Below are 26,564 nucleotides of genomic sequence, written 5' to 3'. Positions count from 1 at the left end.
GCTACGGCATCGTCGTGAAGTAGGCGGTGAACGCGGTCACCGCGTCCGGTTCGGTGATGCGGCCGTCGGCGTCGTCGTCCAGGCTCACGGCCACGTCCGCCGCGACCCCGGGCGAGACGCCGAGGGCCCGCAGCGCGCGCTCGGCGTCGGGCACGGACACCGTGCCGACGCCGGCCGTGTCGGCCACCGCGAACGCGGCGTGCAGGAACGGCCGGGCGATCTCGGTGAACCCGGTCGTGCGGTCCCGCAGCCGTTTGAGGGCGCCGCCCACGAACTCCTGCCGGGTCACCCGCTGGTCGCCGTCCACGTCCGCGATCCCGGCCAGGCCCTGCCACAGCGCCTCGGCACCGCCGTACAGCGCCTGCCCCTTGTCGCAGCGGGCCGTCGTGTCGAACTCGGAGAGCAGCGCCGCCGCCGCCGTCGAGAAGTCCTCGCGATCGATCCAGCCGTTGCCGTCCTGGTCGAAGGAGGCGAAACGGGCGGCCACCCTGCGCTCGTACTCCGCACTCTCGGGACTGTTCATACTGTCCATGTCCGGAGCGTACGACTCACGGCGGCCGGGCGAGAGGGTTACGCGGAGGAGTACCGCAGGGGGTGGCTTCAGGGGGACTTCTTTACGCGGGGAGCGGCTCGGCTTCACGCGGAGAGCGGCTCCGCCAAGTCGTCGGCGGCCGAACCCACGTCCTCGTACACCTCGAACAGGCGGCGCACCCCGAGCGCGGCGAGCACCTTGTTCACATGGCTGCCGTCCAGGGCGCCGCGCGCGGGCAGGATCAGGCGCAGCCGGCCCTGGCAGGAGCGCAGCAGGCGGCGGGCCGCTATCAGCACGCCCACGCCGCTCGAATCGCAGAACTGCACACCGGACAGGTCCAGGACCACATCGCGGCGGCCCTCGGCTACCGCCTCGTGCACCTGCCGGCGCAGTCTGGGCGCGGTGACCAGGTCCAGCTCGCCGCTCACCCGCAGCACCGTCCACGTGCCCTGCTCGGCCTCGTCCACTCTCAGCGCCATGCCGCAGGCCCCTCTCTGTGCTGCCGTGCCCCCTCCTTGCGCGGCTGCCCCGACCGGCTCCCGCGAAACACGCCATTACCACCGGGCACCTTCGCGGGGGCGTAATTGACGCAAACCTCCGTGCATTGTCAGCCCGTCGCATTACATTCGTAAGGACACAGGGACGGGCGCACAGGGGCACACGCGGGGAACGACAGGGTTGGGGAGCCTATGCCGAAGGACGCACCACCTCGGTGGGACCGCCGGATGCAGCAGCGCCTCGCGCGCGGCGAGGCGGCGGCGCTCGGCGAGCTGTACGACCGCTTCGCTTCGCTGGTGCACAGCCTCGCCCACCGCGTGCTCAGCGACGAGGACGCGGCCGACCAGATCACCCGCGAGGTCTTCGGCTACGTGTGGGAGAACCCGGACGCCTACGACCCCAAGCTGGGCTCGATGCGCTCCTGGGTCGCCAAGCTCACCCAGCGCCAGGCCGTGCAGCGCCTGCGCCAGTCCGAGGCGTCCACGTACGCGGAGAACGGCGGGTGCTCGACCGAGGAGCTGGAGCAGAAGGTGCGGCGGGCCTCGGCCGCGGCCCGCGCCGACTACATCGTCACCTCGATGCCCGCCCCGCTGCGCGCCGCCCTGGAGCTGGCCTACTTCCAGCGCCGCGACTACCGGCAGGCCGCCGCCGACCTCAGCATCACCGAGGACGAGGCGCGCCGGCGCCTGCGGCTCGGCCTGCAACTGCTCTCCTCGGCCAACACCCGGCCGCCGGAAGGAGCCGCACCGCCCGGATACGGACGGGCGTTGTGACGGGGCCCATGGAGCAGGGCGAGCCCACGCCCGACGACGAGAACACGCCGCGCATACCGTCACCGCGGGCGGCGGGCGACGACCTGACGGGCGGCGAGCGCGGCGGATCCGGCACGTTCGTGCCCGGGCCACGCGAGGGTAACCGTTTCACCCCGCCGGAGCCGGCTCCGCAGGCTTCGATGGACGCGGCACCGCACTCCGTACCGGAGCCGGAGCCGCAAGCCGTCCCCGAGCCGGAAGCCACGGTGTCCGAAGCCCCCGCCGCCGACCCGCCCTCGCACACCGTCCTGAAATCGCTGCTCGGTGCCTGGGCCCTCGCCGCGTGCTCCGCCGAGGAGACCGACGCCGTCGAGGCGCACCTCACCGAGTGCGCGCCCTGCGCCGACGAGGCGCTGCGGCTGCGCGACGCGGTGGGCCTGCTGCACGCCGAGCGCAGCCTCGACCTGGACCCGATGCTGCGCTCCCGCGTCCTGGAGAACTGCCTCGGCCGGCGCCCGGCCCGCATTCCGGTGCCCGCGTGGGCGGCCCCGTACGACGCGGAGACCGCCCGGCTCGACGCACTGCTCAACGACTTCGGGGACGCCGAATGGCACGCTCCGGTGCGGCTGAAGTGGTTCGAGCAGGAGCGGCGGGCCACCCGCCGGACGACGGTCGCGGGGGTCATCGGACACCTGATGGCCGTCGACGCGCTCGTCGCGACCGCGCTCGGGCTCGACGAGCCGGTGCCGCTGGACCCAGAGGCCGCCGCGGCCGGGCCGACCGCGCGCACCGAGGCCCTGTGGCGGGCCGGGCAGTACCCGCTGACCCGCACGGTCCGCGAGCCCTGGCGCGAGCAGTCCCACACGCTGATCCGCACGGTGTCGTTCGCGGGCCGGGGCGTGGCCGAACTGGCCGTCCCCTACGGGGAGTTCGCGCTTCCGTTGCAGGACGCGATGCTCGACCGGGCCTTCGAGTGCTGGATCCACGCCGGTGACATCGCGGAGGCCGTGGACTATCCGTACGACCCGCCGTCCGGGGCCCACCTGCACCGCATGATCGACCTGGCGGCCCGTGTCCTGCCCACCACGCTGGCCGGCCGCCGCCGGGCGGGCCTCGCGGCGCCCGCGCGGGGGCTCGTCACGGCGGGCTCGCCGGGCCGTTCGCTGCGCCTGGAGATCGAAGGGGTGGGCGGCGGCGACTGGCACATCCCGCTCGACTCGCCGGCGGCCGTCGCCTCGCCCGAGCACGAGGTGGCCCATGTGGCCCTGGACGGCGTGGAGTTCTGCAAGCTGGCCGCGGGCCACGTGCAGCCCGAGGACGCGGCGGTGGGCCAGCTCGGCGACCGCGAGGCCATCAGGGACGTCCTGTTCGCGGCCGCCTCACTGAGCCGGCTCTGAGCCCTCAGGGGCTGCTCGGGCGCGGGCTTACGCGAAGACGACCGTGCGGCGCCCGTTGAGCAGGATGCGGTGCTCGGCGTGCCACTTGACCGCCCGCGCAAGCGCTTGGCACTCGACGTCCCGGCCGATCGCGACGAGCTGGGCCGGAGTGACCTCGTGCCCGACGCGCTCCACCTCCTGCTCGATGATCGGCCCCTCGTCGAGGTCGGCCGTCACGTAGTGGGCGGTCGCGCCGATCAGCTTCACACCGCGCGCGTGCGCCTGGTGGTAGGGCTTGGCACCCTTGAAGCTCGGCAGGAACGAGTGGTGGATGTTGATGATCCGCCCGCTGAGCTGCTTGCACAGATCGTCGGAGAGCACCTGCATGTACCGGGCGAGCACGACCAGCTCGACCCGCTCCTCACGCACCAGCTCCACCAGCTGCGCCTCGGCCGCGGCCTTGGTGTCCTTGGTGACCGGGATGTGGTGGAAGGGCACGTCGTAGGAGGCGACGAGCTCGGCGAAGTCGGTGTGGTTGGAGACGACCGCCGCGATCTCCACCGGCAGCGCGCCGGACTGGGAGCGGAACAGCAGGTCGTTCAGGCAGTGCCCGAACTTCGACACCATGAGGATGATCCGCATCCGCTCCTCGGGGCGGTGGATCTGCCAGTCCATCTGGAAGGAGTCGCCGACGGCCGCGAAGCTGGCGCGCAGCTTGTCGACGGTCACCGGGGCCTCGGCCGAGAAGTGGACGCGCATGAAGAAGAGACCCGTGTCGCGGTCTCCGAACTGCTGACTGTCCTCGATGTTGCAGCCGGTGATGAACAGATAGCTCGACACGGCATGCACGATGCCCTGTTTGTCCGGGCAGGAGAGCGTGAGGACGTACTGGTCAGTCATCCAGGCAGGATGCCACAACCGGGCACCCCGGCGGCCCCCGGACCAGGATCCGGACCTCAGGCCGAGCGGGTCAGGATCCTCAGCACTTCGAGGGAGCGCGGCGGCGCGTCGGGGTCCTCGCCGTCGCTGTGCGCGAGCCGCACATGCGCCTCGCGCGCCGCCCGCACCGCCTCGGGCCAGGCGTGGTGGGCGAGGTAGGCGGAGACGGGTGCGTCGGCGCCGACCTGGTGCATGATGCGCAGCACCCGCAGGACGGCGACGTCGACGAGGGCCGCCTCGCCCGAGTCCCGGAAGATCGTTCCGACGTACTTCTCGGCGGACCAGTTGTCCAGCCAGGTGTCCTCGACCAGGCGGTACACGGCGTCGGTGACGTCCCCGAACCCTTCGCGCCCGGCCAGCCAGGTCTCCTCGTGGAAGACGGGGTCGGAGAGCATGTGCAGCGCGGACCGTACGTTCGTACGCCAGCGCCACCACGGCATGTCATTCAACGGCATGCCGCCCATGGTGGAGGAGCGACGGCCGCGACGGGAAGGGCTTGCTGAACCTTGCTGCACGTTTTCGATCGTACGTTCCCCACAACCCTCGCCCGACGGGCCCCCGCAATTCACCTGTGCGTCACCCTGCGTTGAAGCATGCTCACTTTCCCGTTACCCGTGGGGCGGAAGTGTGTGGGCACATGACCGGTTACGGATGGCAGCGTCCTCGGGGCTCGACCAGGCCCCGCCGCTCGATCAGTTCGATCAGCACGACGGCCACCGTGTTCGCCGCGTGTTCGGCGGTGGGCGCCGGCCTGTTGACCGGCTGCGGTGTACTCCCTGGAGTCGCGGGGGGCTCCAGGGAGCCCATCACCGTCATGACCTGGGCGCCCGACGGCACCTCCGCCACCAACACCCCCGGCATGCCCGCCATGGCCAAGGCGTTCGCCCGCTGGGTCAACGCCAACGGCGGCATCGACGGGCACGAGCTGAACGTCCTCACCTGCAACGAGCACAACACGGCGACCGGCGCCTCGGACTGCGCACGCCGCGCGGTGAAGGAGAACGCGGTCGCGGTCGTCGGCTCCTACAGCCAGTACGGCAGCGCCTTCATGCCCTCGCTTGAGGTGGCCGGCATCCCCTATCTCGGCGGATACGGCATATCCGACCAGGAGTTCACCAGCGCGCTGTCCTACCCCGTCAACGGCGGCCAGGCCGCCCTCATCGCGGGCAGCGGCCAACAGCTCGCCCCGGACTGCGAACAGGTCTCCCTGGTACGCCCCGACACCATCGCTGGCGACCTCCTGCCGACCCTGCTGAACGCCGGACTGCTCGCCGCGCACCGCAAGCCCGTCACCGACATCCGTACGACCGAGGACGCCAGCGACTACACCGCCGAAGCCCAGCGCGCGCTCGTGCAGGCCGGGGCAGATCCGGCGCTCGTGGGCCGGATCGGCAAGAAGGCGGCCGAGCAGAAGGCGAAGAAGGGCTGCGTGACGGCCGTGCTCGGCGACCGCACGGAAACCTTCTTCGACTCCTTCCGGCGGGTGGAGAGCGACGACCAGAAGGTGCGCGTCGCCTCGGTCATCGGCTCGCTCGGCCAGCCGCTCGTCGACCGCACCGGCGGTAAGGACGGCCCCTTCGAGGGCGCGTACGTCACCGGCTGGTACCCGGAGGCCGACGATCCGCGCTGGGACCCGATGAAGAAGGTCATCCGCGAACAGGCCTTCGGGGACGACGCGATCGACGCGGCGGACGCGGGGGTGCAGACCACCTGGATCGCGTACACGGTCCTGAAGAAGATCGTCGAGTCCCTCGGCCAGGACTCGGTGCGCGCGGTGGACGTGGTGCGCGCGCTCAACAAGGGCGTCAGCGTGAACACCGGCGGCCTCACCCCCGACCTGCGCTGGCGCTTCGAAGACATGCTGGCGGCCCCGGACTTCCCGCGCATCGTGAACCGCCAGGTGACGTTCCAGGTGGTGAAGGACGGCCGCCTGGTCTCCCTGAAGGGGGGCTTCACGGACGTGAGTTCAACCCTGGAGAACTCGGCGGCGAACGGCTGAGCGTCCCGGCGCCTAGAGCTGGGTCGCTCCCCGCTTGGTCAGGTTCCACTTGGTGGCGATGGCGTTCCACAGCCCAGCGGCCTCCTGCTTGGACTTGGTCGCCTCCCCGGAGGCCTTGTCCCCCTGCCCGGCGTCCTTCGTCCGCTTCGCGTGCCCGCCCTTGCAGCTCTTCCCCTTGTCCCCGGCGACCGCGTCCGACCACGCCGCGTAGGAGTTGTCCGCGGTCGCCGATGACTGCCACGCCTTGGTGAGCGCGGCGGAGAGCTGGTCGTGGTTGGGCAGCTTGTCGACGGAGAGCTGGCCGAGCCGCGTCACCAGGTCGCCGCGCTGCTGCGCGGCGGAACGCAGCGAGGCGGACGCCTGGTCGAGCTTGTCGCACTTGCGGATGTCGGCGACCGCGCCGATCACCGCGTCCCGGCTGCTGCCACTGTCGGCGAGCAGCTTGTCGAGCGCCTCGGCCTGCGCCTTGGCGGGGTCGTCACCGGGCTTGGCGCCGCCGCCGTCGCCGGTGGCGGGCGAACTGACGGCCGCGGGCTGCTTGTCGTCCTTCTTGTCGTCCCCGCCGCCGCTCAGGAGCGCGCCCGCGCCGAGCCCGATGACCGCGCAGCCGACGACGACGGCGGCGATGACGCCGACGGGCGACTTGCGCCGGGGCGCCTCCGGCTCGTACCCGGACTGCTGGCCCGCGGGCTCCTGGTACGGGGGCTGGGCGGCGAACTGCGGCTGCGGCTGGAACTGCGGGGCCGGGGCCTGCGGCGGCTGGTAGGGCGCCTGCTGCTGCGGCCGGTTCAGCGGTACGGAGGGCTGGAAGCGGGGCAACTGCGCGGACCCGTCGCCCTGTTGGGGCGGGCCGTCGGCCCGGAAGAGGCTGTCGAACTCGGCGGGGGGCTGCCGGTCGCCCGGCGCCCCTGGACGTATCCCGTACGGGGCGTCCTGCGGGGCCGGCGGCACCGGCGGCAGGACCTGGGTCGGGTCGGCGCCCGGAGCCTGGGCCCCGAGGAAGTGGTTCGGCTCACCGGCGTGCTCGGGCGGCAGCGCGCCGGGTCCGCCCGCCACCGGGGCGAGGTACTGCGTCGCCTCACCGCCGGAGCCGCCCGGCCCGGCCGGCACGGGCGCGATGTACTGCGTGGCTTCACCGCCGGAGTTCGCCGGCCCGCCCGGCACGGGGGCGAGGTACTGCGTCGCCTCACCGCCGGAGTTCCCCGGTACGGGGGCGAGGTACTGCGTCGCCTCACCGCCGGAGTTCCCCGGTACGGGGGCTATGTACTGCGTGGCCTCCGCATCGCCGTTCCCGGCCGGCACCGGCGCGAGGAACTGCGTGGCCTCACCTCCGGAGTTGCCCGGGTTACCCGGCATGTGCGCTATGTACTGGGTCGCCTCCGCGTCCCCGCCGCCGTTCTCGGGCGGCAGGGGCTGCCCGAAGGTCGCCGGTCCCTGCGGGGGCGCGACGGGAGGCGGCTGGGAGGCCTGGCCCTGCGGGCCCCAGGGCTGACCCCAGGGCTGGGCTCCAGGAGGCGCCGGCAGCGGCTCCCCGGCGCGGGGGCCGCTTCCGTCGGCGGGCAGCACGACACCCTCGTGCGCGGGCCGCACAGCCGGAAGCTGCGGCTCGTCACCCTGTCGGCTCTGCGTCACCGGAACTCCTGTACGTGGACCTACGGAATCGTCGGTTCACGCTACCGGGTCCCCCCACGCCCTTGCCAAGCCCTCCCTCAACCCCGCCCGCTCAGGCCGCCTGGACCTCCAGGCGCTCCCCGAACTCCCGCACCGCGGGCTCGTCCCCGAACGGCTCCAGGCGCAGCTGGAGGTCCTCCAGGTAGTCGGCGCCCCGGTTGGAGCGCAGCGTGGACAGGAGCTCCACCGCCCGCGTCCCCGTCGCGCACGCCTCCTCGACCTCGCGCTGCTGGACCTGCGCGCTGGCGAGCAGGACGAGCCCGATGGCGCGCCGCCTGGCCCGCGACTCGGGGTGCCCGGCCAGCGACTCCTCGGCCCGCCGCGCGGCGGCCTCCGACTGGCCCAAGTCCCGATGGCAGTGCGCGAGTTCGTCCGCGAGGTAGGCCTGGTCGAAGTGCGCGATCCAGCTCGGGTCGTCGCCGGATTCGGGGTCCGCCGCGTCCAGCGCGGTGAGCGCCCGGCCCGCCACCGCCTGGCAGGTCCGGGCGTCACCGAGCAGCGCGTGCCCGCGCGCCTCGGCGGCGTAGAACATGGCCTCGGCGCGCGGCGTGACCCGGCCGCGCGCGCCCTCCTGCGCGGCCCGCGCCAGTTGGGCGATCTCGCGCGGATTGCCGAGCTGGGCGGCGAGGTGACTCATGGACGCGGCCAGGACATATCCGCCGTAACCCCGGTCGTCGGCGGCCTGGGCGAGGCGCAGCGCCTGGATGTAGTAGCGCTGGGCGAGGCCCGGCTGGCCGGTGTCGACGGCCATGTACCCGGCGAGTTCGGTGAGCCGGGCCACCGCCGCGAACAACTGCCGCCCCACGGACTCCCGGTAGGACCCGGCGAGCAGCCCGGACACGACGCTGTTGAGGTAGTGCACGACGACGGGCCGCACATGGCCGGCCCCGAACCGGTGGTCCAGCTGCACCAGCGCGTCCGTCATCGCCTTGACGGCCTCGACGTCGGCGGCGCCGACCCGCTGCCCCGCGCTGCGCGCGACCTGCGCGTCGGCCCCGGTGATCAGCCAGTCCCGGCTCGGCTCGACCAGCGCCGAGGCCGCCACCGTGGAGCCGGACAGGAAGTCGCGGCGCCCCACGTCGCTGCGCCACAGCTCGCAGACCTGCTCGATCGCGCCGAGGACGGTGGGCGAGAACTGGAGCCCCACCCCTGACGCGAGGTTCTTGCCGTTGGCCATGCCGATCTCGTCGATCGTGACCGTACGGCCCAGCTTGCGGCCGAGCGCCTCCGCGATGATCCCCGGCGCCCGCCCCCTCGGCTGCTGTCCGCGCAGCCAGCGCGCCACGGACGTCTTGTCGTAGCGCAGGTCGAGACCCCGCTCCGCGCCGACCATGTTCACGCGGCGGGCGAGGCCGGCGTTGGAACATCCGGCTTCCTGGATGAGTGCCTGCAGCCGTTCATTGGGCTGGCGGGCGACGAGCGGCCTGGCTGCCATGTGAACCCCCTGGAGCGGCAGTGATCAGCACAGTGATCACTGCCCTGCGAATATGCAGAGAAACGAGGGGAATCGGGAATATGGCGTCATTGGCAGAATTCCCGTGTGCTTCCCCCGCATATGGCTACCCTGGCGCCGACACACAGCCCCACGCGCGCCCCCATCCATGCACCCATGCGCCCCATATGCAGGACCGATCCCGCTGATCCCACGCTCGCCGAGCCCGTAACCCTCGGTGGCGGCCGGAGTTGAGCCCGTCGTGGAAGAAACCATCACAGGCACGGGCACGGATACGGAATCCGCACAGATCCCCAAGCAGCGCGGCGAACAGCTCCTGGACAGCGCCGTACGGTACGCGGAGGAGCGGCACTGGGACGTCTTCCCCGGCACCTCCCTGGAGGCCGACGAGGGCGTCGAGCGCTGCTCGTGCGGTGACCCGGCGTGCCCGAAACCGGGCGCGCACCCGGCCCGGCCGGACTGGGCGACGCAGGCCACCGGCAGCGCGGTCGCCGCCCGCCGTCTGTGGTCCAAGAACCCCCGGTCCTCGATCCTGCTTCCCACCGGGCGCACCTTCGACGCCATCGACGTACCGGAGTCGGCCGGGTTCCTGGCCCTTGCCCGCATGGAGCGGATGGAGCTCACGCTCGGCCCGGTCACCTGCACCCCGGACCGCCGGATGCTGTTCTTCGTCCTGCCGGGCGCGGGCGCCAAAGTCCCCGATCTGGTACGGAAGTTGGGGTGGACGCCGGCCTCGGTCGACCTCATCACCCGCGGCGAGGGCGACTACGTGGCGGCGCCGCCGACCCGCATCGGCGGCTCGGGCGCGGTCCAGTGGGCACGCCGCCCCACCCCCGCCAACCGCTGGCTGCCGGACGCCGAGGAACTGATCAGCCCCCTCGCCTACGCCTGCGGCCGCGAAGCCGCCGACGCAAGGGCCCGCCGCCCCTAGCGCAACCGGCGCACTCGGCTCCTATGGTGTCCAGGTAGGCACCATCACGGGGACGAAAGGCACCACCATGCCGGACCAGGCATTCGAGGAAACGGCGGACACGGCGGGCGGAGCGCGTACGGCGCCGCCCGCCGTCCGCGTGCAAGGGCTGTGGAAGCGCTTCGGTGAGCAGATCGCCGTCGCGGGGATCGATCTGGAGCTGCCCGCGGGCAAGTTCATCGGTCTGGTCGGCCCGAACGGCGCGGGCAAGACCACCACTCTGTCCATGGTGACCGGGCTGCTCAGGCCCGACCAGGGCACGGTCGAGGTCGGCGGGCACGACGTGTGGCGCGACCCGGTCGCCGTGAAGTCCCGCATCGGCGTGCTGCCGGAGGGCCTGCGCCTGTTCGAGCGGCTCTCGGGACGCGAGCTCCTCGGCTACTCGGGCCGGCTGCGCGGACTGCCCGGCGCCGAGGTCGACAAGCGGGCCGCCCAGCTCCTGGACGTGCTGGACCTCGCGGGCGCCCAGCACAAGCTCGTCGTCGACTACTCGACCGGCATGCGCAAGAAGATCGGGCTCGCGGCCGCCCTGCTGCACAACCCCGAAGTCCTGTTCCTGGACGAGCCGTTCGAGGGCGTCGACCCGGTGTCCGCCCAGACCATCCGCGGCGTCCTGGAGCGCTACACCGCCTCCGGCGCCACCGTCGTCTTCTCCAGCCACGTCATGGAGCTCGTCGAGTCGCTGTGCGACTGGGTCGCCGTGATGGCCGCGGGCCGCATCCGCGCCCAGGGCACCCTGGCCGAGGTGCGCGGCGACGCCTCCTCCCTGCAGAACGCCTTCCTCGAACTCGTCGGCGCGAACGGCCGCGACACCGGGGACTCCCTCGACTGGCTCGGCGGCGGTACCCGATGACCGTGTCCTCTCAGAACGCCTCCGCCCTGACTCCCGTCTTCGTACGCCTCAAGCTGTCGCTGCTCAAGAACGGGCTGCGGCAGTCCGGCGGCCGCCGGGCCGCCTACATCACCTCCGCGGTCCTCGCCCTGCTCTTCGCGGCGCTGCAACTGCTCGGCCTGATCGCGCTGCACGGCAACGCGCACGCGGCCACCGTGGGCGTGCTGGGCGTGGCTCTGCTGGCCATCGGCTGGACCGTGATGCCGCTGTTCTTCCCGAGCGGCGACGAGACCCTGGACCCGACCCGGCTGGTCATGCTGCCGCTGCGGCCGCAGCCGCTAATCGGCGCGCTGCTCGCCGCTTCCCTGGTCGGCATCGGGCCGCTGTTCACGCTCTGTCTGATCCTCGGTTCGGCGATCGCCGTGGCGCACGGGGCGGGCGCGGCCGTGGTCGCGGTCCTCGCGGTTCCGCTCGCGCTGCTCGTGTGCGTGGCGCTGGCCCGCGCGGTCGCCGCCGCCAACACGCGGCTGCTCACCTCGCGCAAGGGCCGCGACCTCGCGGTGCTGAGCGGCCTGGTGATCGCGGTCGGCATCCAGTTCGTGAACTTCGGCGCGCAGCGCCTCGGCAGGACCGGCGGGCTCTCCGCGCTCGACCCGGTCGCCGACGTGGTGCGCTGGCTGCCGCCGGCCTCCGCGATCGGCGCGGTCGACTCGGCGGGCGAGGGCGCGTACGGCCGCGCCGTGCTCCAACTCCTCATCTCCGTGGGCGCGTTGGTGGTTCTCCTGTATGCCTGGCAGCGCTCGCTGGTGAAGTTGATGACCACGCCGGACGGCTCGACGCTCGCCGCCTCGGACGCCTCCCGCAAGGAGTCCGGCGGCAAGGGCCTCACCTCGCTGCTCCCCGAGGGCCGCACCGGCACCGTGATGCTGCGTACGCTGCGCTACGCCTGGCGGGACCCCAAGACCAAGGCGGCGTGGATCACCTCGCTCGCGATCGGCCTGATCGTGCCGGTCTTCAACGCCCTCCAGGGCCACGGGACCGTCTACTTCGCCTGCTTCGCCACCGGCATGCTCGGTGTGCAGATGTACAACCAGTTCGGGCAGGACACCTCGGCGTTCTGGATGGTGGTCCAGACCATCTCCTCGACCCGGGACGCCTATCTGGAGCTGCGCGCACGGGCGTTCGCGCTGCTGCTCGTGACGCTTCCGTACACGCTGCTCGTGGCCGCCGTGACGGCCGGGCTGCTCGGCGACTGGGCGAAGCTGCCCGAGGTCATCGGGCTCGCGCTCTCGCTGCTCGGCGCGATGCTGGCGACGGGCTCGGTGGCGTCGGCGACGCTGGCGTACTCGATCCCGCAGGACAGCCGCAAGAACGTGGCACCGGGGCAGGGCGGCATCGCGGCCCTGTCGATCCTCGGCGGGATGGTGGTGGGCGCGCTGCTCTGCGCGCCGATGATCGCCCTCGCGATCTGGCTGCACGTCTCCGGCAACCACGGCTCCCTGTGGCTGCTGCTGCCGTTGGGCGCGGCATACGGGGCGCTGATCGCCTGGGCGGGTCTGAAGGTGGCGGCGCCACGCGCGGCGGACCGGCTGCCGGAGATCCTGTCGGCGGTCAGCACGGGCTAGCCCTCCCGCCGGGCGCGGCACCGGTCCTGCTGGGGCGCGGGGCGGGGCGGGGTGGAGTGGGGTGGGGTTTTACGGGGTGAGCACCCCGTCGAGGAACGGCTCGATCGCGGTGCGCCAGCCCTCGGGCTGGTCGTAGTGGACGAGGTGGCCGGCATCGGCCACCTCGGCGTACTGGCCGCGCGGCAGGACCCGGACCATCTCCTGCGCCTCCGCCCGGCCCAGCTCCCCGTCCAGTCCCCGCACTACGAGCGCGGGGCAGTCGACCTGGGCGAGCTCCTCCCAGTGGGCGTCGTACACCCAGGTTTCGCGGGAGGTCAGCATCTGGCGGCGGGAGAACACCGGGCGCCAGCCGTCGGCCCGCTCGGCCATGACCTCGGCGAAGAACTCGCCCCGGGCGGGGCTGGGCCGCTCGACCCACGGATCGTCCTCGCCGAACCACTTGCGTACGTCGGCGAGCGTGGCGAAGGGCACCGGCCAGGACTTGAACCAGTCCTCCCACTCGCGCTGCGAGGCCGCGCCGAGCGCCGAGGCCCGCATGTCGCAGATGACCAGGGCGCGGACCAGGTCGGGGCGCTTGGCGGCCAGCTGCCAGGCGGTGAGGGCGCCCATGGAGTGGCCGATCAGGGTGACGGGGGCGAGGCCCAGCTGTTCGACGGCCGCCTCGGCGTCGGCCACGTAGACCTCGCGGGTGAAGGGGCCTTCGGCGGGCTTGTCGCTGCGGCCGTGGCCTCGCTGGTCGATGGCGACCGCCCGGTGTTTCTCGGCGAGCCAGCGGGCCGTGGAGGCCCAGTGCGAGGCGCGGCCCATCAGCCCGTGGAGCAGTAAGACCCCGGGAGCGCGCTCGGTCTCCGCACGGGCCTTGGGCTGCTCCGCGAACTCCCAGGCGGCGAGGCGAACCCCGCCGGCCCCCGTCACATCGATGCGCCGCACCATGTGCCCTGGCACCCCCTTCAGCCCCCGAGTGGTCAGTTCCCCGCAGAGTATCGAACCTCTATTCGAAAACTCGCGTCTCTCGCGCAACACCCCTCGTTCGAGTGACCACACTCAAGGATTGACGGAACGTGCCGAGGGGAGATCTTCTCCGGGAGGCGGGCCGCTCGGGGAAGACGGTCTGCGGGGGTCGACCCTGGGAGCTCGGGGCTCCGGGTCGACACCGGGGAGGACAGGCCCCGGCGCCGCGAGGCGCCGGGGCCCTGGTCTTCCTGAAGCAGGTGGACCGGCACGGACGCCCAGGCAGGCCGGGGTGCCGAAGGTGGTGCAAGTGGTTCGAACGGCACCATGCCGCCCCCTCCCCTGCCGCACGCCTCTGCGGTCATATGCCTCAAGGCACAGCCTCGCACGCGATCCGCCCGGCCGCTGCCATTCCACCCGGAAACCGGCCTTCCCCGCAAGCTTCCCGCAGCCTTCGCGCAGTGGCCCCAACGGGCGCCCGGGGAAAGGGCGATGACGTTCCGTCACCGCCGCTTCCGCATGCGGCCGGCTCGCGCGCGCCATGCGTTCGGCTCGCGCGCGCTCGGCTCAGCGCTTGGCGACGAAGACGTGCGAGGCGACGTCCGCGCCGAGCTCGGCGGCCTCGCCGCTGCTGCCCACCAGGACCCCGCCGGGCGACTGCGTCACGCTCACCACGGCGCCGGGCTGCACGCCCGCCCGTCGCAGCGTGTACATCAGCTGGGCGTCGGTCTGGATCGGCTCGCCGATCCGGCGCACGATCACCGTCTTGCCCTCGGGGCCCGGGTCGAGCTCGCCCAGGCTGATGATGCCGTCCTCCAGGAACGCGTCGGCCTCGGCCTTCTCGCCCAGCTCCTCCAGGCCCGGGATCGGGTTTCCGTACGGAGACTCCGTCGGGTGGCGCAGGAGCTCCAGGACGCGGCGCTCGACCGCCTCGCTCATCACGTGCTCCCAGCGGCACGCCTCCGCGTGGACCTGCTCCCACTCCAGGCCGATCACGTCGACGAGCAGGCACTCGGCGAGCCGGTGCTTGCGCATGACGCGCGTCGCCAGCTTGCGCCCCTCGTCGGTCAGCTCCAGGTGGCGGTCGCCCGCGACCTGCACCAGGCCGTCGCGCTCCATGCGCGCCACCGTCTGGCTCACCGTCGGGCCGCTCTGGTCCAGGCGCTCGGCGATGCGGGCGCGCATGGGGACCACACCCTCCTCCTCGAGCTCGAGGATGGTGCGGAGATACATCTCCGTGGTGTCGATCAGTCCGGACATACGTGCCCCTCGATGCTGTGACATAAAAACGTCGTACCGCTGGCCCTGAACCAATTCTGACGCATCGCACTGACAACCGTGCCGCAGCGACCGCCCGCCATCTTGACCCGCTGCCCGTGGACACCGTATTGACAGGGGAAAGGTCCAGACCGCACCGTGATCGGCGCACGGTCGTTACCCCACCCCGGAAAGGGTCCTCGGCGATGAGCGAGAGCAAGCTGGCCGGTCAGTTCTTCGACGCCGCGATCGGGCTCCTGGGGCGGGTGCGGGACGAGGAGTCGCTGAACATCGCGGCCGCCGGCTCTCTGATCGCCGACACCGTCGCGGCGGGCGGCCGGCTCTTCGCCTTCGGCGCCGGGCACTCCTCCCTCGCCGCCCAGGACGTGGTCTACCGGGCCGGCGGGTTCGCCCTGATGAACCTGCTCGCGGTGCCCGGCGTGGTCGGCGTCGACGTCATGCCCGCCACCCTCGGCTCCGCGCTGGAGCGCGTCGACGGCCTCGCGGGCGCGGTGCTCGACTCCAGCCCCGCCAAATCCGGCGACGTCCTCGTGATCATCTCGCTGTCCGGGCGCAACGCGCTGCCCGTGGAGATGGCGATGAACGCGCGGGCGCTCGGGCTCAAGGTCATCGGAGTCACGTCGGTGGCGTACGCGGAGGGCACCAGGTCACGGCACGTCTCGGGTACGTTCCTGCGCGACCACTGCGACATCGTGCTCGACAGCAAGATCGCGGTGGGCGACGCCGAGCTGACCCACGAGGGCATCGAGGCGCCCTTCGCGCCCGCGTCCACCGTGGTGACCAGCGCCCTGATGCAGGCCATGATGGCTGCGGCCGCCGAGGCCCTGGTCGCCCGCGGCATCGAGCCGCCGCTGCTGCGTTCGGGGAACGTCGACGGGGGCCACGAGTGGAACGGGCGGGTCATGTCGGAGTACGGGGACCGGATCTTCTTCCGGCACTGAGAGCCCCGGGCCAGGTCAGCCGCCCAGCACCCGCGCCAGGTCCACCGCCGCCGCGACCCGGACCGCCACGCTCTCCGCGTACGCCGCGTCCGGGCGCTCGAAGGCCGGGCGGGACGGGCCGCGCAGGAAGGTCAGCACGCCCAGGGTGCGGCCGCGGCTGCGCAGCACCGCGCACAGGGCGTGTGCCGCGTCCGGCGGCCACTGGCGCTCCGCCGCCCAGGCCTCGCCCGCCGCGCCCGCGCTGTCCCGTACGGAGCCGATCCGGTCCACCGCCTGCAACGCGGGGTGGCCCGCCGGATAGCGGACCGGGATGCCGCCGCCCGCCACCGGCGCGGCCGGGCCCGGCGCGCCGGCCGGGGTCGCCGCGGCCCGCACGAGCCGCTCGCCCACGGCCAGGTCCACCAGGGCGTGGTCGGCGAAACCGGCCAGCGCGTAGTCCAGGTGGGTGGTCGCCGCCTCCATCGGGTCCTCGCACTCGGCGGCGGTCCGCGAGGCGCGGTGGAGCTGGTTGGAGCGGAAGCGGAGCCGGTCCGCGTCCTGTTCGGCGAGCCTGGCGTCGGTGACGTCCTGGAAGAGCCAGCCGACCCCGAGCGGAACCGGTTCCTCCGCGAGCGGCGAGGACAGCCTGAGGAACCCGCTGCGCCAGCAGCGCCGCCGTTCGCCCTCCGCGGTGCGCAGCGTCACCCACACCTCGGCGGGGCTGGCCGGCGCGCCCTCGGACAGGACGTGCTGGAGCGCGCCCTCCAGGTCCTCGACGCCCTGGACGATCAGCTCGCCCAGGGGGCGGCCGAGCAGGGTCGCGCGTGCGGTGCCGAGGGCGCGGGCCGCGTAGGTGTTGACGACGGTGGGGCGCAGGTCGACGTCGACCAGGACGACGCCCCAGGACCCGTCCTCGAAGAGGGCCTCGCTGAGCGCGATGGACCGCTCCAGGTCGATCTGCGCGTGCACCTCGCTGAACGCGCAGTACACCCCGGCCGGGGCCCCGTCGGCGCCCCGCACACCCGCCGACTGCGTACGGACCAGGACGCGGCCGCCGTCCTTCTTGAGGAGGGCGAACTCATGGACCTGGCGGCCCGGCGCGTCCATGACCGCCATCAGCCGCCCCTGCACCTCGTCGGCGTCGGCGGGCCGCACCGCCCAGCCCGCGAACCCCCGCCGCCCCACGGCCTCCTCGGCCGGCCAGCCGAGGATCCGCTCGGCCTCGCGGTTCCAGTGGGTGACCACGCCGTCCGCGTCGAACGCGCACAGCGCCGCGTCCATCCCGTCGAGCAGCGCGGCGAGGAGGTCCCCGCCGGGTTCCGGCACGGCCGTGCTCGCGGGCCCGGCACCGGATCCGTCCGGAACCGGAGCACTGGCGGTCTCACTCCGGGAAGCACTCATCCTGGCACCCCCTGCAGGACGTGGTCGCCGCATCACACGGCTGACGCGCAGACGTACGCACGTCGGATCATTCAACTCGAACGTGACGCAGCCCACACCTGGTTCGCCGAAATCCCTTCCGGCCAACGGCAGTTACCGGCCGCCCCTGGACGCCCCCGCCGGGGCGCGCACATAGTGACGCCCATGACCTCTCTCGTACGCCATGTGACATTCGACTGCGCCGACGCCTACCGCCTGGCCACGTTCTGGGCCGAGGTGCTCGACGGCACCGTGGGCAAGGAGGACGAGCCCGACGACCCGGAGGTCCTCGTCGCCGCCGAGGGCATCACCCTCCTGTTCATCGAGGTGCCGGACGCCAAGTCGGTGAAGAACCGCGTCCACCTGGACCTCCAGCCGCAGGACCGCTCCCGCGACGAGGAGGTCGAGCGCCTCCTGTCCCTGGGCGCCACCCTCGTCGGCGACCACCGCCGCCCCGACGGCACGGGGTGGGCCACGATGACCGACATCGAGGGAAACGAGTTCTGCGTGGAACGCAGCGCCGAGGAGCGAACCCGGACCCGGAATTAATTCGCTTGAGGGGCGCCGAGGGGCTGCCTAATGTGTGGTGCACACGAGAAGGGAGGTGGTTTGACAGATGTATGCAAACCGGACGCGTGAGGTGACTGCGGGCTGACGGCCTGCCAGTCGCACTCTTAGTGCGGTGCCGACATGCCGTCGGCCGAATTCCCAAGCAGTCACCGACCCGCGGGCTCGCCGGTACGTCCGGCCGGCTCCTCTCCGGAGGAACCCGAGCCCGCGGGTTTCTGCATGCCCGGGGCAGGAACGGCGCGCCCTACCTCAGGGCGCGAGGCGCTCCACGCGCCAGGCGGCGCCGTCCGCGACGTACCGGAGCCGGTCGTGCAGGCGGTTCTCGTGGCCCTGCCAGAACTCCACCGTCTGCGGCGCGACCCGGAAGCCGCCCCAGTGTTCGGGGACCGGGACCTCGCTGCCCTCGGGGTAGCGGGTCGCCAACTCCCCGTAGCGGGCGGTGAGTTCGGACCGGGAGGCGATCACCGTGGACTGGGCGCTGGCCCAGGCGCCGAGCTGCGAGCCGTGCGGACGGCTGCGGAAGTAGCGCTCGGTCTCGGCGCGCGGGACGCGGGACGCGGTGCCGTTGACGATGACCTGGCGGGCCAGCTGGTGCCAGGGGAAGAGCAGCGAGGCGTACGGGTTCGCGGTGAGTTCGGCGGCCTTGCGCGAGGCGTAGTTGGTGAAGAAGACGAAGCCGTGCTCGTCGTAGGACTTCAGGAGCACCGTGCGGGTGGAGGGGCGGCCGTCGGGGGTGGCGGTGGCGACGACCATCGCGTTGGGCTCGTGCAGCCCGCCGGCCACGGCCTCCTTGAACCAGCGCGCGAACTGCCCCATGGGCGTGGCGGCCAGATCGTCCTCGGCGAGGAGGGTGGTGCGGTACTGCTGGCGCATCGCTGCGGGGTCCAGGTCGGTCACGTGCCCCATCCTGCCGCACCGCCGCCCTGGGTCCGGCGGGGGTCCAGTGTGCCCGCGGCGGTGCGGCGTTAACCCCCGGCCGCCGAATTGGGGCAGTGTGCCGGATGTCACGCTTCCCCGCATCGGCGGGACCCGCCAAACTCTCGGCTGGGCCACTGTGGCCTCCATACACGCGTGAAGCCTCCGGCGGGATTCCTGACCGCCGTACGGGGCATGACCGAGGGACCCGGGGCGGCACGGCCCGCCCGCAGCCCGACGCACACATCATGAGGAGCCGCCTGATGTCCGACTTCGTACCCGGACTTGAGGGAGTCGTCGCGTTCGAAACGGAGATCGCCGAGCCGGACAAGGAGGGCGGCGCCCTTCGCTACCGGGGCGTCGACATCGAGGACCTGGTCGGGCACGTCTCGTTCGGGAACGTGTGGGGACTCCTGGTCGACGGGGCGTTCAACCCCGGCCTGCCGCCCGCCGAGCCGTTCCCGATCCCCGTCCACTCCGGGGACATCCGGGTGGACGTCCAGTCGGCGCTGGCCATGCTGGCGCCCGTGTGGGGCCTCAAACCCCTGCTCGACATCGACGAGCGCACCGCCCGCGACAACCTGGCCCGGGCCGCCGTCATGGCGCTGTCGTACGTCGCCCAGTCGGCGCGCGGGCAGGGCCGGCCGATGGTGCCGCAGCGGGAGATCGACAAGGCGGAGTCCGTCGTCGAGCGGTTCATGATCCGCTGGCGCGGCGAGCCGGACCCCAAGCACGTCAAGGCGGTGGACGCGTACTGGACGAGCGCCGCCGAGCACGGCATGAACGCCTCGACGTTCACCGCCCGCGTCATCGCCTCGACCGGCGCGGACGTCGCGGCCGCGCTGTCCGGCGCGGTCGGCGCGATGTCGGGACCGCTGCACGGCGGCGCCCCCTCGCGGGTGCTCGGCATGATCGAGGAGATCGAGCGGACCGGGGACGCGACGGCGTACGTGAAGCAGGCGCTCGACAACGGGGAGCGCCTGATGGGCTTCGGCCACCGCGTCTACCGCGCCGAGGACCCGCGCGCCCGGGTGCTGCGCCGCACCGCGAAGGAGCTGGGCGCGCCGCGCTTCGAGGTGGCGGAGGCCCTGGAGAAGGCGGCCCTGGACGAGCTGCACGCGCGGCGGCCCGACCGCGTCCTGGCGACGAACGTGGAGTTCTGGGCGGCGATCGTCCTGGACTTCGCGGAGGTCCCGGCGCACATGTTCACCTCGATGTTCACCTGCGCCCGGACGGCGGGCTGGTCGGCGCACATCCTGGAGCAGAAGCGGACGGGCCGTCTGGTGCGGCCGTCGGCCCGCTATGTGGGCCCGGGTTCACGGGATCCGCGCTCGATCGAGGGGTACGCAGAGATCACGGACATCTCGCACTGAGCCGTTGGGGCAGGGGCGGCCCCCACGCGTGGAGTAGCCGTTAGGCCACACAGCGCGACAGTGCGCCACGTTCGAGCTAGCGTCGAAAATGTCAGGTTTGTCCGTCGACATGTGGAGTTCATCGTGAGCCTCATACGACGCGCCGCCGTTGTGGTCGCGCTTTCCGCCGCCGTCATCGTCCCCGCCGCCGCCTCCGCGCAGGCGGCCCCACAAGCCGCTCCTCGCACAGCGGCCCACGACCACGACGATGACGACGGCTTCTGGTGGCACCACCACGGGGGCGAGCACAACCTGATCGACATCCTCTGACCGGGTCCCGATCAGAACGGCACGGGCGCGCGCCCGGAACCCTGCGTTCCGGGCGCGCGCCCGTGTCTCGCCCCGTCCGCGGGCGTACGTCATTCCACCGCGGGCACGAGATTGGTTACCGGGGCCGCCTGGTCGGTCAGTTGCTTCGCCTTGCTCAGGTCGTTGAGGTGGCTGAGCCCGGCCAGCTGCTCCTTGGTGGTGGGGAACTGGGCCCGGTACTCGGCGGGGATGTCGCTGGTGGCGACGGCGTCGAGCACGCCGGTCGGGCTGACCGGCTTGACGAGGTGGTCGAGGGGGCCCGCGGCGCTCGCCGTGGACGCGGCAAGGCCCGCGGCACCGGCGGCGACGGCAAGGACTGTGGCGATTCGTCGTGTTGAGATCACGCCTGCACAACGGGGAGCACCGGCACCGGACACGGCCGCCCCCGGCACTCACTCGAAACGCCTACCTGCCCGAACAACCGGGCCACGCAAGACAGCAGCTCCTGTCCGGGGGGAGTAGAACCCCGGGCAGGAGCTGCTGGCGCACTGTCCGCGCCGCGACACGGATCCTGTTCCGCGCGGTCCAACGACCCACGCGGAGAAACGTTCTGCCGGACCGACGGGCCACCTCACGGTGATGCCCGGGATGATGCCCTAAAGGCCCTGCGGCCAGTCGTAGGTCTTGGGTACGGGCCTGGTGTCGTTGCCCCGGGCGAAGACGAGGGCGATCTCGTCGTGGGCGCGCAGCACGATCGCCGCGGGATTCCCGGCGGCCTTGCGGCCGTTGACGTACGCCGTCAAGTGGCGTCCCCCGCCGGCGTGGAGGCCTCCGATGCGGTCCGCGGAGAGCGGCACCCGCCATTCGGCCATGAACTGGCCGAGCGTGAAGACCGCCCGGCGCGGCGACTCGACGTGGATCACGCCGCTGGTGTCGTGGGTGTGCACGGGGCTGATGCGGCCGCGCGGCTCGTCGATGCCGATCGAGGCGGGGACGGTGACGTGCTCACCCTCCACGAGGACGTCCAGGTGGGTGTGGGTGTGCTGCACCGTGCCCTCGGCGGACAGCATCTCCAGGCCCGCCGCGGCGACCGCGGCCGAGGCGTCCGCGGGCGCGGGCCACGGCGGCAGCGCGCCCTGGCCCGCGCTCACACCGTGCGGGTCGGGCCGACCGGGCGCGGCCGAAGCACCCCCGGACAGGAGAGCCGCGGCGGCGACGGCGAGCAGGGCCGCGACCGCCCTGCCGAGCGGCGCCGCGGCGAGGACGTTCCTGGACGGACGGGACATGGGCCAACTCCTGGGCGTAGAGGCAGACTTGGCAGTGCGCTAGAAGAGCGCGGTGGCGTCGGGGTCGCCCTGGATGTCGGGCGCGCTCACGCCGGCCGAGGGCATGATGAGGACGGGCAGATGCCCGGGCTCAGGCCGGTTGATGGGGGCGCCGAGGTTCGCGCCGGGGGTGGCGGCGCGCAGCTCGGAGCCGGGACTGACCAGCTCGGGGGTGCCGATGTTGCCGGAGGTCAGCGGGTTGGGCAGCGGCGTGCTGACGTGCGTGCTGGGCAGCGCGCTGTCGACCGGGACGGCCGGGACCATGTTCGTCGGCAGGAGCTTGCCCTTCACATAGCGCGGGCCGTTCGGCGCCCCGGGGATGGGGAGCGGCATGCCCGTGCTCAGGGTGGGGGCTTCGAACGGAAGGACGTTGTTCAGAACGTAAAGGGGAGGGCCGATCGGAACGGTCGGGGCCGATGCGATCGCCGCGGCCGGCGTCACCGCCGCCGCGGTCGCCATGCATGCCATGACGCCCGCCAGTCCCGCACGTGAGGAGGTTCCCATGGATGTTCTTTTTCCTTCCCTGGCCTACGCTGCCGTGTTCGCCCTGCAAGAACGATCCCGACGCCTTGATCACTGCAAAGTTCCCCTGCTTGCAGCAACGCGAAGTCAATACGGGGTGCTCGTATTGACGGGGCGTGCCCTTGGCCCGGCTCGGGGCGTTGTAGCCGACATGAACGTACGTCGATGCCTTGCCGCCGCCGCAGCCGGAACCGCGCTCGCCGCCGCCATGTCCCCCGCCGCCCACGCCCTCGACCTGGGCGGCACCCTGAGCGGCGCGGCCAGGACCACGAGCGCCGCGGGCGCGCAGGTCAAGCCCGCCGCCGAAAGCGCCGTCGGGGACAGGCTGGGTCGGAAGGTGGCCGCCCTGAAGACCGGCGTGAGGGCCGGCACCGAAGCGGTGACGGCCGCCAACGACGCGGTGCGCGCCGGTCACGCACTGGTGAGCTGAACTCCGATCGACCCCCGAATCCCGTTGCACGACGGCCGTGTGGCGGCCAGGACGGTGCGAGCGTGACCCACCCCCGGACCCTCCCGGCCCCCACCGACGATCTCGCCGACCCGGCGTTCTGGAAGCTGCCGCCCGCGCAACGCCTGGCGCGCTTCGCGGAGTTGCGCGCCGAGCCGCGCCCGGCGTTCTTCACCGAGCGCCGGGCCGCCCGGCACCGCCCCGAACAGGGCTTCTACGCACTGGTCCGGCACGCCGACGTGCTCAAGGCGAGCCGCCTGCCGCGGGTCTTCGCGAGCGCGCCGGGGGTCACCTCGCCCGAGCCCGCACGCTGGGTGCGGGCGGTCTTCGGCGATTCCATGGTCAACCTCGACGGGGCCGACCACACCCGGCTGCGGCGCATCGTCCAGCAGGCGTTCACCCCGCGCCTGCTCGCCGAGACCGAGGTCAGCATCCGCGACCTCGCCGTACGCATCGTCGACGACATGGTCGCCGAGCGGCCCGACGAATTCGTCTCGGCGGTGGCCTCCCGGATGTCGTTCGAGGTCATCTGCGCGATGCTCGGCGTGCCCGACGTCTGCCGGCAGCGCATCGCCCGCCAGATCGACCGGGCCTCCGAGCACGCCGGCGTACGGCGCAGCCTCGGCGCCCGCCTGCTGAGCCCCGGCAAGGGGCTGCGGGCGCTGGCCCGGATGGAGCTCACGGTGGCCCGGCTCGGCCGCGAGCGACGGCGGCGCCCGACCGGCGACCTCATCTCGGCGCTGGTGTCCGCGGACATGGACGGACAGCGGCTGACGTACCGTCAACTCGGTTCGTTCTTCTCGCTGTTGCTGGTCGCCGGGGTCGAGACGACCCGAAACGCCATCGCCCACGCACTGGCCCTGCTGACCAACAATCCCGATCAACTCGCCCTGCTGCTGGGTGACTTCGAGAAGTACGCGGACGGCGCCGTCGACGAGATCGTCCGCCATTCGACGCCCATCATCCAGTTCCGCCGGACCGTCACCACCCGCTACGCGATGTCGGGCCACACCTTCCTGCCCGGCGACAAGGTGATGCTGCTGTACGCGTCCGCCAATCGCGACGCTTCCGTCTTCACCGATCCGGACGTCTTCGACATCACGCGCGACCCCAATCCTCATCTCGGGTACGGGGGCGGCGGCCCGCACTACTGCCTCGGCGCGCATCTGGCCCGCCTTGAGATCAAGGCCGTACTGCGCGAACTGCTGACCCGGCCGCTGGTCCTGCGCACGCTCGGCGAACCCGAGCTCGGCACGTCCAATTTCGACCATCGCGTACGCAAGCAGCATTTCGCATTTGATGTGACCAAGCCCTGAATACCCGGGCCCGCCCCGGCACGCGTGCCCTCTTCGCGCAAGCGGCGTTGTACCGGGCATGAACACTCACCACCGTCTGAAGGCCGCCACCGCCGCGGCATCGCTCCTGCTCCTGGCCGCGCCCGGCATCGCCGCCGCCGACGCGAGCACGGGACACGGCGCCGACGCGAGCGCGGGACGCGGCAGCGCCTCCGAGTTCGGCCAGCCCAAGGTGCTCGGCGGGCAGGGCAGGGTCGCCGAGGCCCTCACCAACGGCATGTCCATGATGAGCGGGGCCCTCCAGCGCGGAGGCGGCACGGCCGGAGCCAACTGAGACGCGGACCCGCCGGAAGGCGGCCCCGATGGCCCTGTCGCCCCGGAGCGCCCCGCCCTCGTGGAAGGCCGCGCTGTGCGCGTTGGTCCTGCTGTTCTCGGCGCTGGTTCCGCTGGCGTCCGAGAGCCACCGGCAGGGTCCGCTGCCTCCCGGGTCCAGCACCGCGGCGGGCGTCTTCACGGGGTCGGACGCGACCGGCATCGGCAGGCTCGCGGCCGTCGAGAAGTGGCGCGGCCGGGGGCTGCTGCTCGCGGGCCACACCTATCTGCCGGGCCGTACGTGGCGCGACATCGAGGGCCCACCGGGGCTGCTCGCACCCTGGGCCCGCTGGCGCCACCTGCGCGCGGACCGGGTCTTCGTCCTCAACGTGCCGATGCTGGACCGCAGCGAGTACGGCCTGCCCGACGAGCAGGTGCGGGAGCTGCTCCGGCAGGGCGCCGACGGCGCCTTCGACCGCCACTTCAAGCAGCTGGCCGACCGGCTCGTCTCCCTCCGACTCCCCGACACCGTCGTGGTGTTGGGCTGGGAGATGAACGGCGTCACCTACACCCATCGGTGCGGCCCCGACCCCGCCGCGTGGCAGGCGTACTGGCGCCGGATCGTCACGGCGATGCGTACGGCGCCGGGCCAGCGGTTCCGGTTCGACTTCGCGCCGAACCGGGGGCGGGACGCCGTGCCGTGGCCCGACTGCTATCCGGGCGACGCCTACGTGGACATCATCGGCATGGACTCCTACGACCAGCCCGAGGGCATGTCGTTCCGCGGCCAGGTCGAGGAGCCGTACGGGCTGCGGGCGCAGGTGGAGTTCGCCGCCCGGCACCACAAGCCGGTCTCGTACCCCGAGTGGGGGCTCTTCCGCAACGGGGACGACGCGGACTACATCCGCAAGATGGCCTTCTGGTTCCGCACCTACCGGCCCGTCTACCAGACCCTGACCGACTACTGCCCGCACGGCGTGTGGGAGTGCGGCAGCAATCCGGAGGCCGCGCGCGCCTACCGCGCGAGGTGACCGGGCGGCATCCCCGTACGAGGCGGGTTGCGCCGTGTGGGGGCGCGGGCTGCGCCGGACGGGTTGTCTGTCCTGCGCGGCTCGCGTGGTCCAAGGGCCGCATCGGCGCTGATCCCAATTATTCGTATCAGCATCCGATCTCCCTCCGGATTTACTGTTGAAGGGTCGCAGGCATGTACAAGTTCACGGGTCCCGCAGTGCGGGCCGCTCTCGTCGCGGGACTGGTCTCCGCGCTGGGCACCGGGTATGCGGCGTACGCCGCGGACCACCCCGCCCCGGTCCCGCCGCACGGCGCGTGCGCCCCGCACTCCGGCGCGGGAAAGGGAAAGGGACACGACCCGGGCAACGGGCCCGAGGCCGCTCCCCGACAGCACTACGCGCACTCCGCCCTCGCCGGGAGGTGGGGCGAGGAGCCCCCTGGCCACGACGGCACCGAGGAGTCCGGCTCCGGCCAGGAAATGCCGTGGTCGCCGGCCCCCACCGGCACCCCGCCGAAGCACACGCCGACCCCGACCCCGACGGTCGAGCCGACCTGGGGCACGCAGACCCCGACGGCCTGGCCCACGCAGAGCCCGTCGGGCAGCACACCGCCGACCGGACCGCCGAGCTCTCCCCCGGACACGTGGACGTCGACTCCGACTCCCACGCCGACGTACCCGAGCAGCACCCCGCCCGAGGAGACGCCCACGGCGCCGGCGCCGAGCCCGTCCGCGTCGGCCCCGCCGCACCTCGCGCACACCGGCGCCGACTCCAAGGCCTCCCTGCTCGGTGCGCTGAGCGCGGGCGCGATCGTCACGGGGGCCGCGGCGGTCGCGCTCACCCGGCGGGCGTCGCGCGGCAAGTGCGAGAAGTAGCCCCGCCCGGCGGTGACCGGTGCAGAACCGTTTTGGACGCAGGTGTCCGTTACCTATGACCGATCGAGACGTTGAAGTGAAATGACGACTGCGAGTCTGCGGTCGCGTGTCCATTCAAGGAGAACTTTGATGTCTCGTATCGCGAAGACGGCCGCTGTCGTCGCCGGAGCGGGCGCCGTGGCGCTGGCCGGTGCGGGTATTGCCGCTGCCGACGCCGGCGCCGAGGCGGTCGCAGCCCACTCCCCCGGAGTCGTCTCCGGCAACCTGCTCCAGGTTCCGGTGCACGTCCCGGTCAACCTCTGCGGCAACTCGGTCAGCGTCATCGGGGCGCTGAACCCGGCGTTCGGCAACACCTGCGTCAACGAGGACAGCCACCACGAGGGCGGCTACGGGGACTAGTCCCCCACCTCCGGCCG

The 26,564-nt window shown here is 72.5% G+C and carries 29 protein-coding genes; 16 read left to right on the top strand and 13 right to left on the bottom strand.

Annotation, left to right across the window (positions count from 1 at the left end; translation table 11 throughout):
- Nucleotide 1: 1 nt before the first annotated feature.
- Nucleotides 2-532, bottom strand: coding sequence for an EF-hand domain-containing protein (locus ADK54_RS26570; RefSeq protein ID WP_324610197.1), 531 nt, complete (start codon nucleotides 530-532; stop codon nucleotides 2-4).
- A gap of 104 nt (nucleotides 533-636) precedes the next feature.
- On the bottom strand, nucleotides 637-1,011 hold the full coding sequence (locus ADK54_RS26565; protein ID WP_053728240.1) for an STAS domain-containing protein: 375 nt from the start codon (nucleotides 1,009-1,011) through the stop codon (nucleotides 637-639).
- Nucleotides 1,012-1,221: 210 nt separating this feature from the next.
- On the opposite strand from ADK54_RS26565, the gene ADK54_RS26560 reads away from it, so the two are divergent.
- Both ADK54_RS26560 and ADK54_RS26555 read left to right on the top strand, forming a co-directional pair.
- Nucleotides 1,222-1,803, top strand: coding sequence for a sigma-70 family RNA polymerase sigma factor (locus ADK54_RS26560; protein WP_053728239.1), 582 nt, complete (start codon nucleotides 1,222-1,224; stop codon nucleotides 1,801-1,803).
- A gap of 8 nt (nucleotides 1,804-1,811) precedes the next feature.
- Nucleotides 1,812-3,179, top strand: a complete 1,368-nt coding sequence (locus ADK54_RS26555; protein ID WP_078966652.1) for a zf-HC2 domain-containing protein — start codon at nucleotides 1,812-1,814, stop codon at nucleotides 3,177-3,179.
- Between the two features lie 27 nt (nucleotides 3,180-3,206).
- On the opposite strand, the gene purU is transcribed toward ADK54_RS26555, so the two are convergent.
- Nucleotides 3,207-4,058, bottom strand: a complete 852-nt coding sequence (gene purU / locus ADK54_RS26550) for a formyltetrahydrofolate deformylase (RefSeq protein ID WP_053728237.1) — start codon at nucleotides 4,056-4,058, stop codon at nucleotides 3,207-3,209.
- 56 nt (nucleotides 4,059-4,114) lie between these two features.
- Nucleotides 4,115-4,561, bottom strand: coding sequence for an SCO4402 family protein (locus ADK54_RS26545; RefSeq protein WP_053728236.1), 447 nt, complete (start codon nucleotides 4,559-4,561; stop codon nucleotides 4,115-4,117).
- Nucleotides 4,562-4,734: 173 nt separating this feature from the next.
- Here ADK54_RS26545 and ADK54_RS26540 point away from each other — a divergent pair, with 173 nt between their 5' ends.
- Nucleotides 4,735-6,096, top strand: a complete 1,362-nt coding sequence (locus ADK54_RS26540; protein WP_053728235.1) for an ABC transporter substrate-binding protein — start codon at nucleotides 4,735-4,737, stop codon at nucleotides 6,094-6,096.
- A gap of 12 nt (nucleotides 6,097-6,108) precedes the next feature.
- Here ADK54_RS26540 and ADK54_RS45090 read toward each other — a convergent pair whose 3' ends face one another.
- The gene (locus ADK54_RS45090) at nucleotides 6,109-7,728 is read right to left on the bottom strand and encodes a hypothetical protein (protein WP_053728234.1); all 1,620 of its coding nucleotides are present in this window, start codon (nucleotides 7,726-7,728) and stop codon (nucleotides 6,109-6,111) included.
- Between the two features lie 91 nt (nucleotides 7,729-7,819).
- On the bottom strand, nucleotides 7,820-9,202 hold the full coding sequence (locus ADK54_RS26530) for a hypothetical protein (protein WP_053728233.1): 1,383 nt from the start codon (nucleotides 9,200-9,202) through the stop codon (nucleotides 7,820-7,822).
- A gap of 259 nt (nucleotides 9,203-9,461) precedes the next feature.
- Here ADK54_RS26530 and ADK54_RS26525 point away from each other — a divergent pair, with 259 nt between their 5' ends.
- The 3 genes from ADK54_RS26525 to ADK54_RS26515 all read left to right on the top strand — a co-directional run bounded on the left by ADK54_RS26525 (nucleotide 9,462) and on the right by ADK54_RS26515 (nucleotide 12,647).
- A complete protein-coding gene (locus ADK54_RS26525) occupies nucleotides 9,462-10,151 on the top strand; it encodes a bifunctional DNA primase/polymerase (protein WP_053728232.1) in 690 nt (229 codons plus the stop codon).
- A gap of 67 nt (nucleotides 10,152-10,218) precedes the next feature.
- A complete protein-coding gene (locus ADK54_RS26520) occupies nucleotides 10,219-11,043 on the top strand; it encodes an ABC transporter ATP-binding protein (RefSeq protein WP_053728231.1) in 825 nt (274 codons plus the stop codon).
- Nucleotides 11,040-12,647 (top strand): hypothetical protein, encoded by a 1,608-nt coding sequence (locus ADK54_RS26515; protein WP_053728230.1) that lies wholly within the window; start codon nucleotides 11,040-11,042, stop codon nucleotides 12,645-12,647. The genes ADK54_RS26520 and ADK54_RS26515 overlap by 4 nt, the downstream gene beginning before the upstream one ends.
- Before the next feature lie 69 nt (nucleotides 12,648-12,716).
- Here ADK54_RS26515 and ADK54_RS26510 read toward each other — a convergent pair whose 3' ends face one another.
- Both ADK54_RS26510 and ADK54_RS26505 read right to left on the bottom strand, forming a co-directional pair.
- A complete protein-coding gene (locus ADK54_RS26510; protein ID WP_053728229.1) occupies nucleotides 12,717-13,580 on the bottom strand; it encodes an alpha/beta fold hydrolase in 864 nt (287 codons plus the stop codon).
- A gap of 585 nt (nucleotides 13,581-14,165) precedes the next feature.
- Complete coding sequence (locus tag ADK54_RS26505) at nucleotides 14,166-14,858, bottom strand: metal-dependent transcriptional regulator (RefSeq protein WP_053728228.1); 693 nt, start codon at nucleotides 14,856-14,858, stop codon at nucleotides 14,166-14,168.
- A gap of 203 nt (nucleotides 14,859-15,061) precedes the next feature.
- On the opposite strand from ADK54_RS26505, the gene ADK54_RS26500 reads away from it, so the two are divergent.
- Nucleotides 15,062-15,817, top strand: a complete 756-nt coding sequence (locus ADK54_RS26500; protein WP_053728227.1) for an SIS domain-containing protein — start codon at nucleotides 15,062-15,064, stop codon at nucleotides 15,815-15,817.
- 15 nt (nucleotides 15,818-15,832) lie between these two features.
- On the opposite strand, the gene ADK54_RS26495 is transcribed toward ADK54_RS26500, so the two are convergent.
- Nucleotides 15,833-17,197: a PAS domain-containing protein gene (locus ADK54_RS26495; protein ID WP_053728226.1), complete on the bottom strand. Its 1,365-nt coding sequence runs from the start codon at nucleotides 17,195-17,197 to the stop codon at nucleotides 15,833-15,835.
- Between the two features lie 183 nt (nucleotides 17,198-17,380).
- On the opposite strand from ADK54_RS26495, the gene ADK54_RS26490 reads away from it, so the two are divergent.
- Entirely contained in the window at nucleotides 17,381-17,764 is a 384-nt protein-coding gene (locus tag ADK54_RS26490) for a VOC family protein (RefSeq protein WP_053728225.1), read from the top strand.
- Nucleotides 17,765-18,034: 270 nt separating this feature from the next.
- Here the strand turns inward: ADK54_RS26490 and pdxH are convergent, their stop codons facing one another.
- Entirely contained in the window at nucleotides 18,035-18,691 is a 657-nt protein-coding gene (pdxH, locus tag ADK54_RS26485) for a pyridoxamine 5'-phosphate oxidase (protein ID WP_234392207.1), read from the bottom strand.
- Nucleotides 18,692-18,963: 272 nt separating this feature from the next.
- On the opposite strand from pdxH, the gene ADK54_RS26480 reads away from it, so the two are divergent.
- Together ADK54_RS26480 and ADK54_RS26475 are read left to right on the top strand one after the other, a co-directional pair.
- A complete protein-coding gene (locus tag ADK54_RS26480; RefSeq protein WP_053728223.1) occupies nucleotides 18,964-20,073 on the top strand; it encodes a citrate synthase 2 in 1,110 nt (369 codons plus the stop codon).
- A 123-nt stretch (nucleotides 20,074-20,196) separates the two neighbouring features.
- Nucleotides 20,197-20,382 carry a hypothetical protein gene (locus ADK54_RS26475; RefSeq protein ID WP_159047907.1) on the top strand — a complete coding sequence of 62 codons (186 nt, stop codon included), beginning with the start codon at nucleotides 20,197-20,199 and terminating at the stop codon, nucleotides 20,380-20,382.
- Between the two features lie 89 nt (nucleotides 20,383-20,471).
- Here ADK54_RS26475 and ADK54_RS26470 read toward each other — a convergent pair whose 3' ends face one another.
- The 3 genes from ADK54_RS26470 to ADK54_RS26460 all read right to left on the bottom strand — a co-directional run bounded on the left by ADK54_RS26470 (nucleotide 20,472) and on the right by ADK54_RS26460 (nucleotide 22,190).
- On the bottom strand, nucleotides 20,472-20,765 hold the full coding sequence (locus tag ADK54_RS26470) for a hypothetical protein (protein WP_053728221.1): 294 nt from the start codon (nucleotides 20,763-20,765) through the stop codon (nucleotides 20,472-20,474).
- 252 nt (nucleotides 20,766-21,017) lie between these two features.
- A complete protein-coding gene (locus ADK54_RS26465) occupies nucleotides 21,018-21,647 on the bottom strand; it encodes a hypothetical protein (protein WP_053728220.1) in 630 nt (209 codons plus the stop codon).
- 39 nt (nucleotides 21,648-21,686) lie between these two features.
- Nucleotides 21,687-22,190 carry a hypothetical protein gene (locus tag ADK54_RS26460; protein WP_053728219.1) on the bottom strand — a complete coding sequence of 168 codons (504 nt, stop codon included), beginning with the start codon at nucleotides 22,188-22,190 and terminating at the stop codon, nucleotides 21,687-21,689.
- Nucleotides 22,191-22,359: 169 nt separating this feature from the next.
- Here ADK54_RS26460 and ADK54_RS46860 point away from each other — a divergent pair, with 169 nt between their 5' ends.
- From ADK54_RS46860 to ADK54_RS26430, 6 genes are all read left to right on the top strand, one after another.
- Entirely contained in the window at nucleotides 22,360-22,638 is a 279-nt protein-coding gene (locus ADK54_RS46860) for a hypothetical protein (RefSeq protein ID WP_199827038.1), read from the top strand.
- 62 nt (nucleotides 22,639-22,700) lie between these two features.
- Nucleotides 22,701-23,972 (top strand): cytochrome P450, encoded by a 1,272-nt coding sequence (locus tag ADK54_RS26450; RefSeq protein ID WP_053728217.1) that lies wholly within the window; start codon nucleotides 22,701-22,703, stop codon nucleotides 23,970-23,972.
- Nucleotides 23,973-24,030: 58 nt separating this feature from the next.
- Complete coding sequence (locus ADK54_RS26445; RefSeq protein ID WP_053728216.1) at nucleotides 24,031-24,285, top strand: hypothetical protein; 255 nt, start codon at nucleotides 24,031-24,033, stop codon at nucleotides 24,283-24,285.
- Between the two features lie 28 nt (nucleotides 24,286-24,313).
- On the top strand, nucleotides 24,314-25,294 hold the full coding sequence (locus ADK54_RS26440; protein WP_053728215.1) for a glycoside hydrolase family 26 protein: 981 nt from the start codon (nucleotides 24,314-24,316) through the stop codon (nucleotides 25,292-25,294).
- Between the two features lie 173 nt (nucleotides 25,295-25,467).
- On the top strand, nucleotides 25,468-26,148 hold the full coding sequence (locus ADK54_RS26435; RefSeq protein ID WP_053728214.1) for a hypothetical protein: 681 nt from the start codon (nucleotides 25,468-25,470) through the stop codon (nucleotides 26,146-26,148).
- A 129-nt stretch (nucleotides 26,149-26,277) separates the two neighbouring features.
- Nucleotides 26,278-26,547: a chaplin gene (locus tag ADK54_RS26430; RefSeq protein ID WP_053728213.1), complete on the top strand. Its 270-nt coding sequence runs from the start codon at nucleotides 26,278-26,280 to the stop codon at nucleotides 26,545-26,547.
- Nucleotides 26,548-26,564: the final 17 nt, after the last annotated feature.

It is taken from the genome of Streptomyces sp. WM6378 (genome assembly GCF_001279695.1).
GTDB lineage: Bacteria > Actinomycetota > Actinomycetes > Streptomycetales > Streptomycetaceae > Streptomyces.
This window is presented reverse-complemented; position numbering and strand designations above follow the sequence as displayed.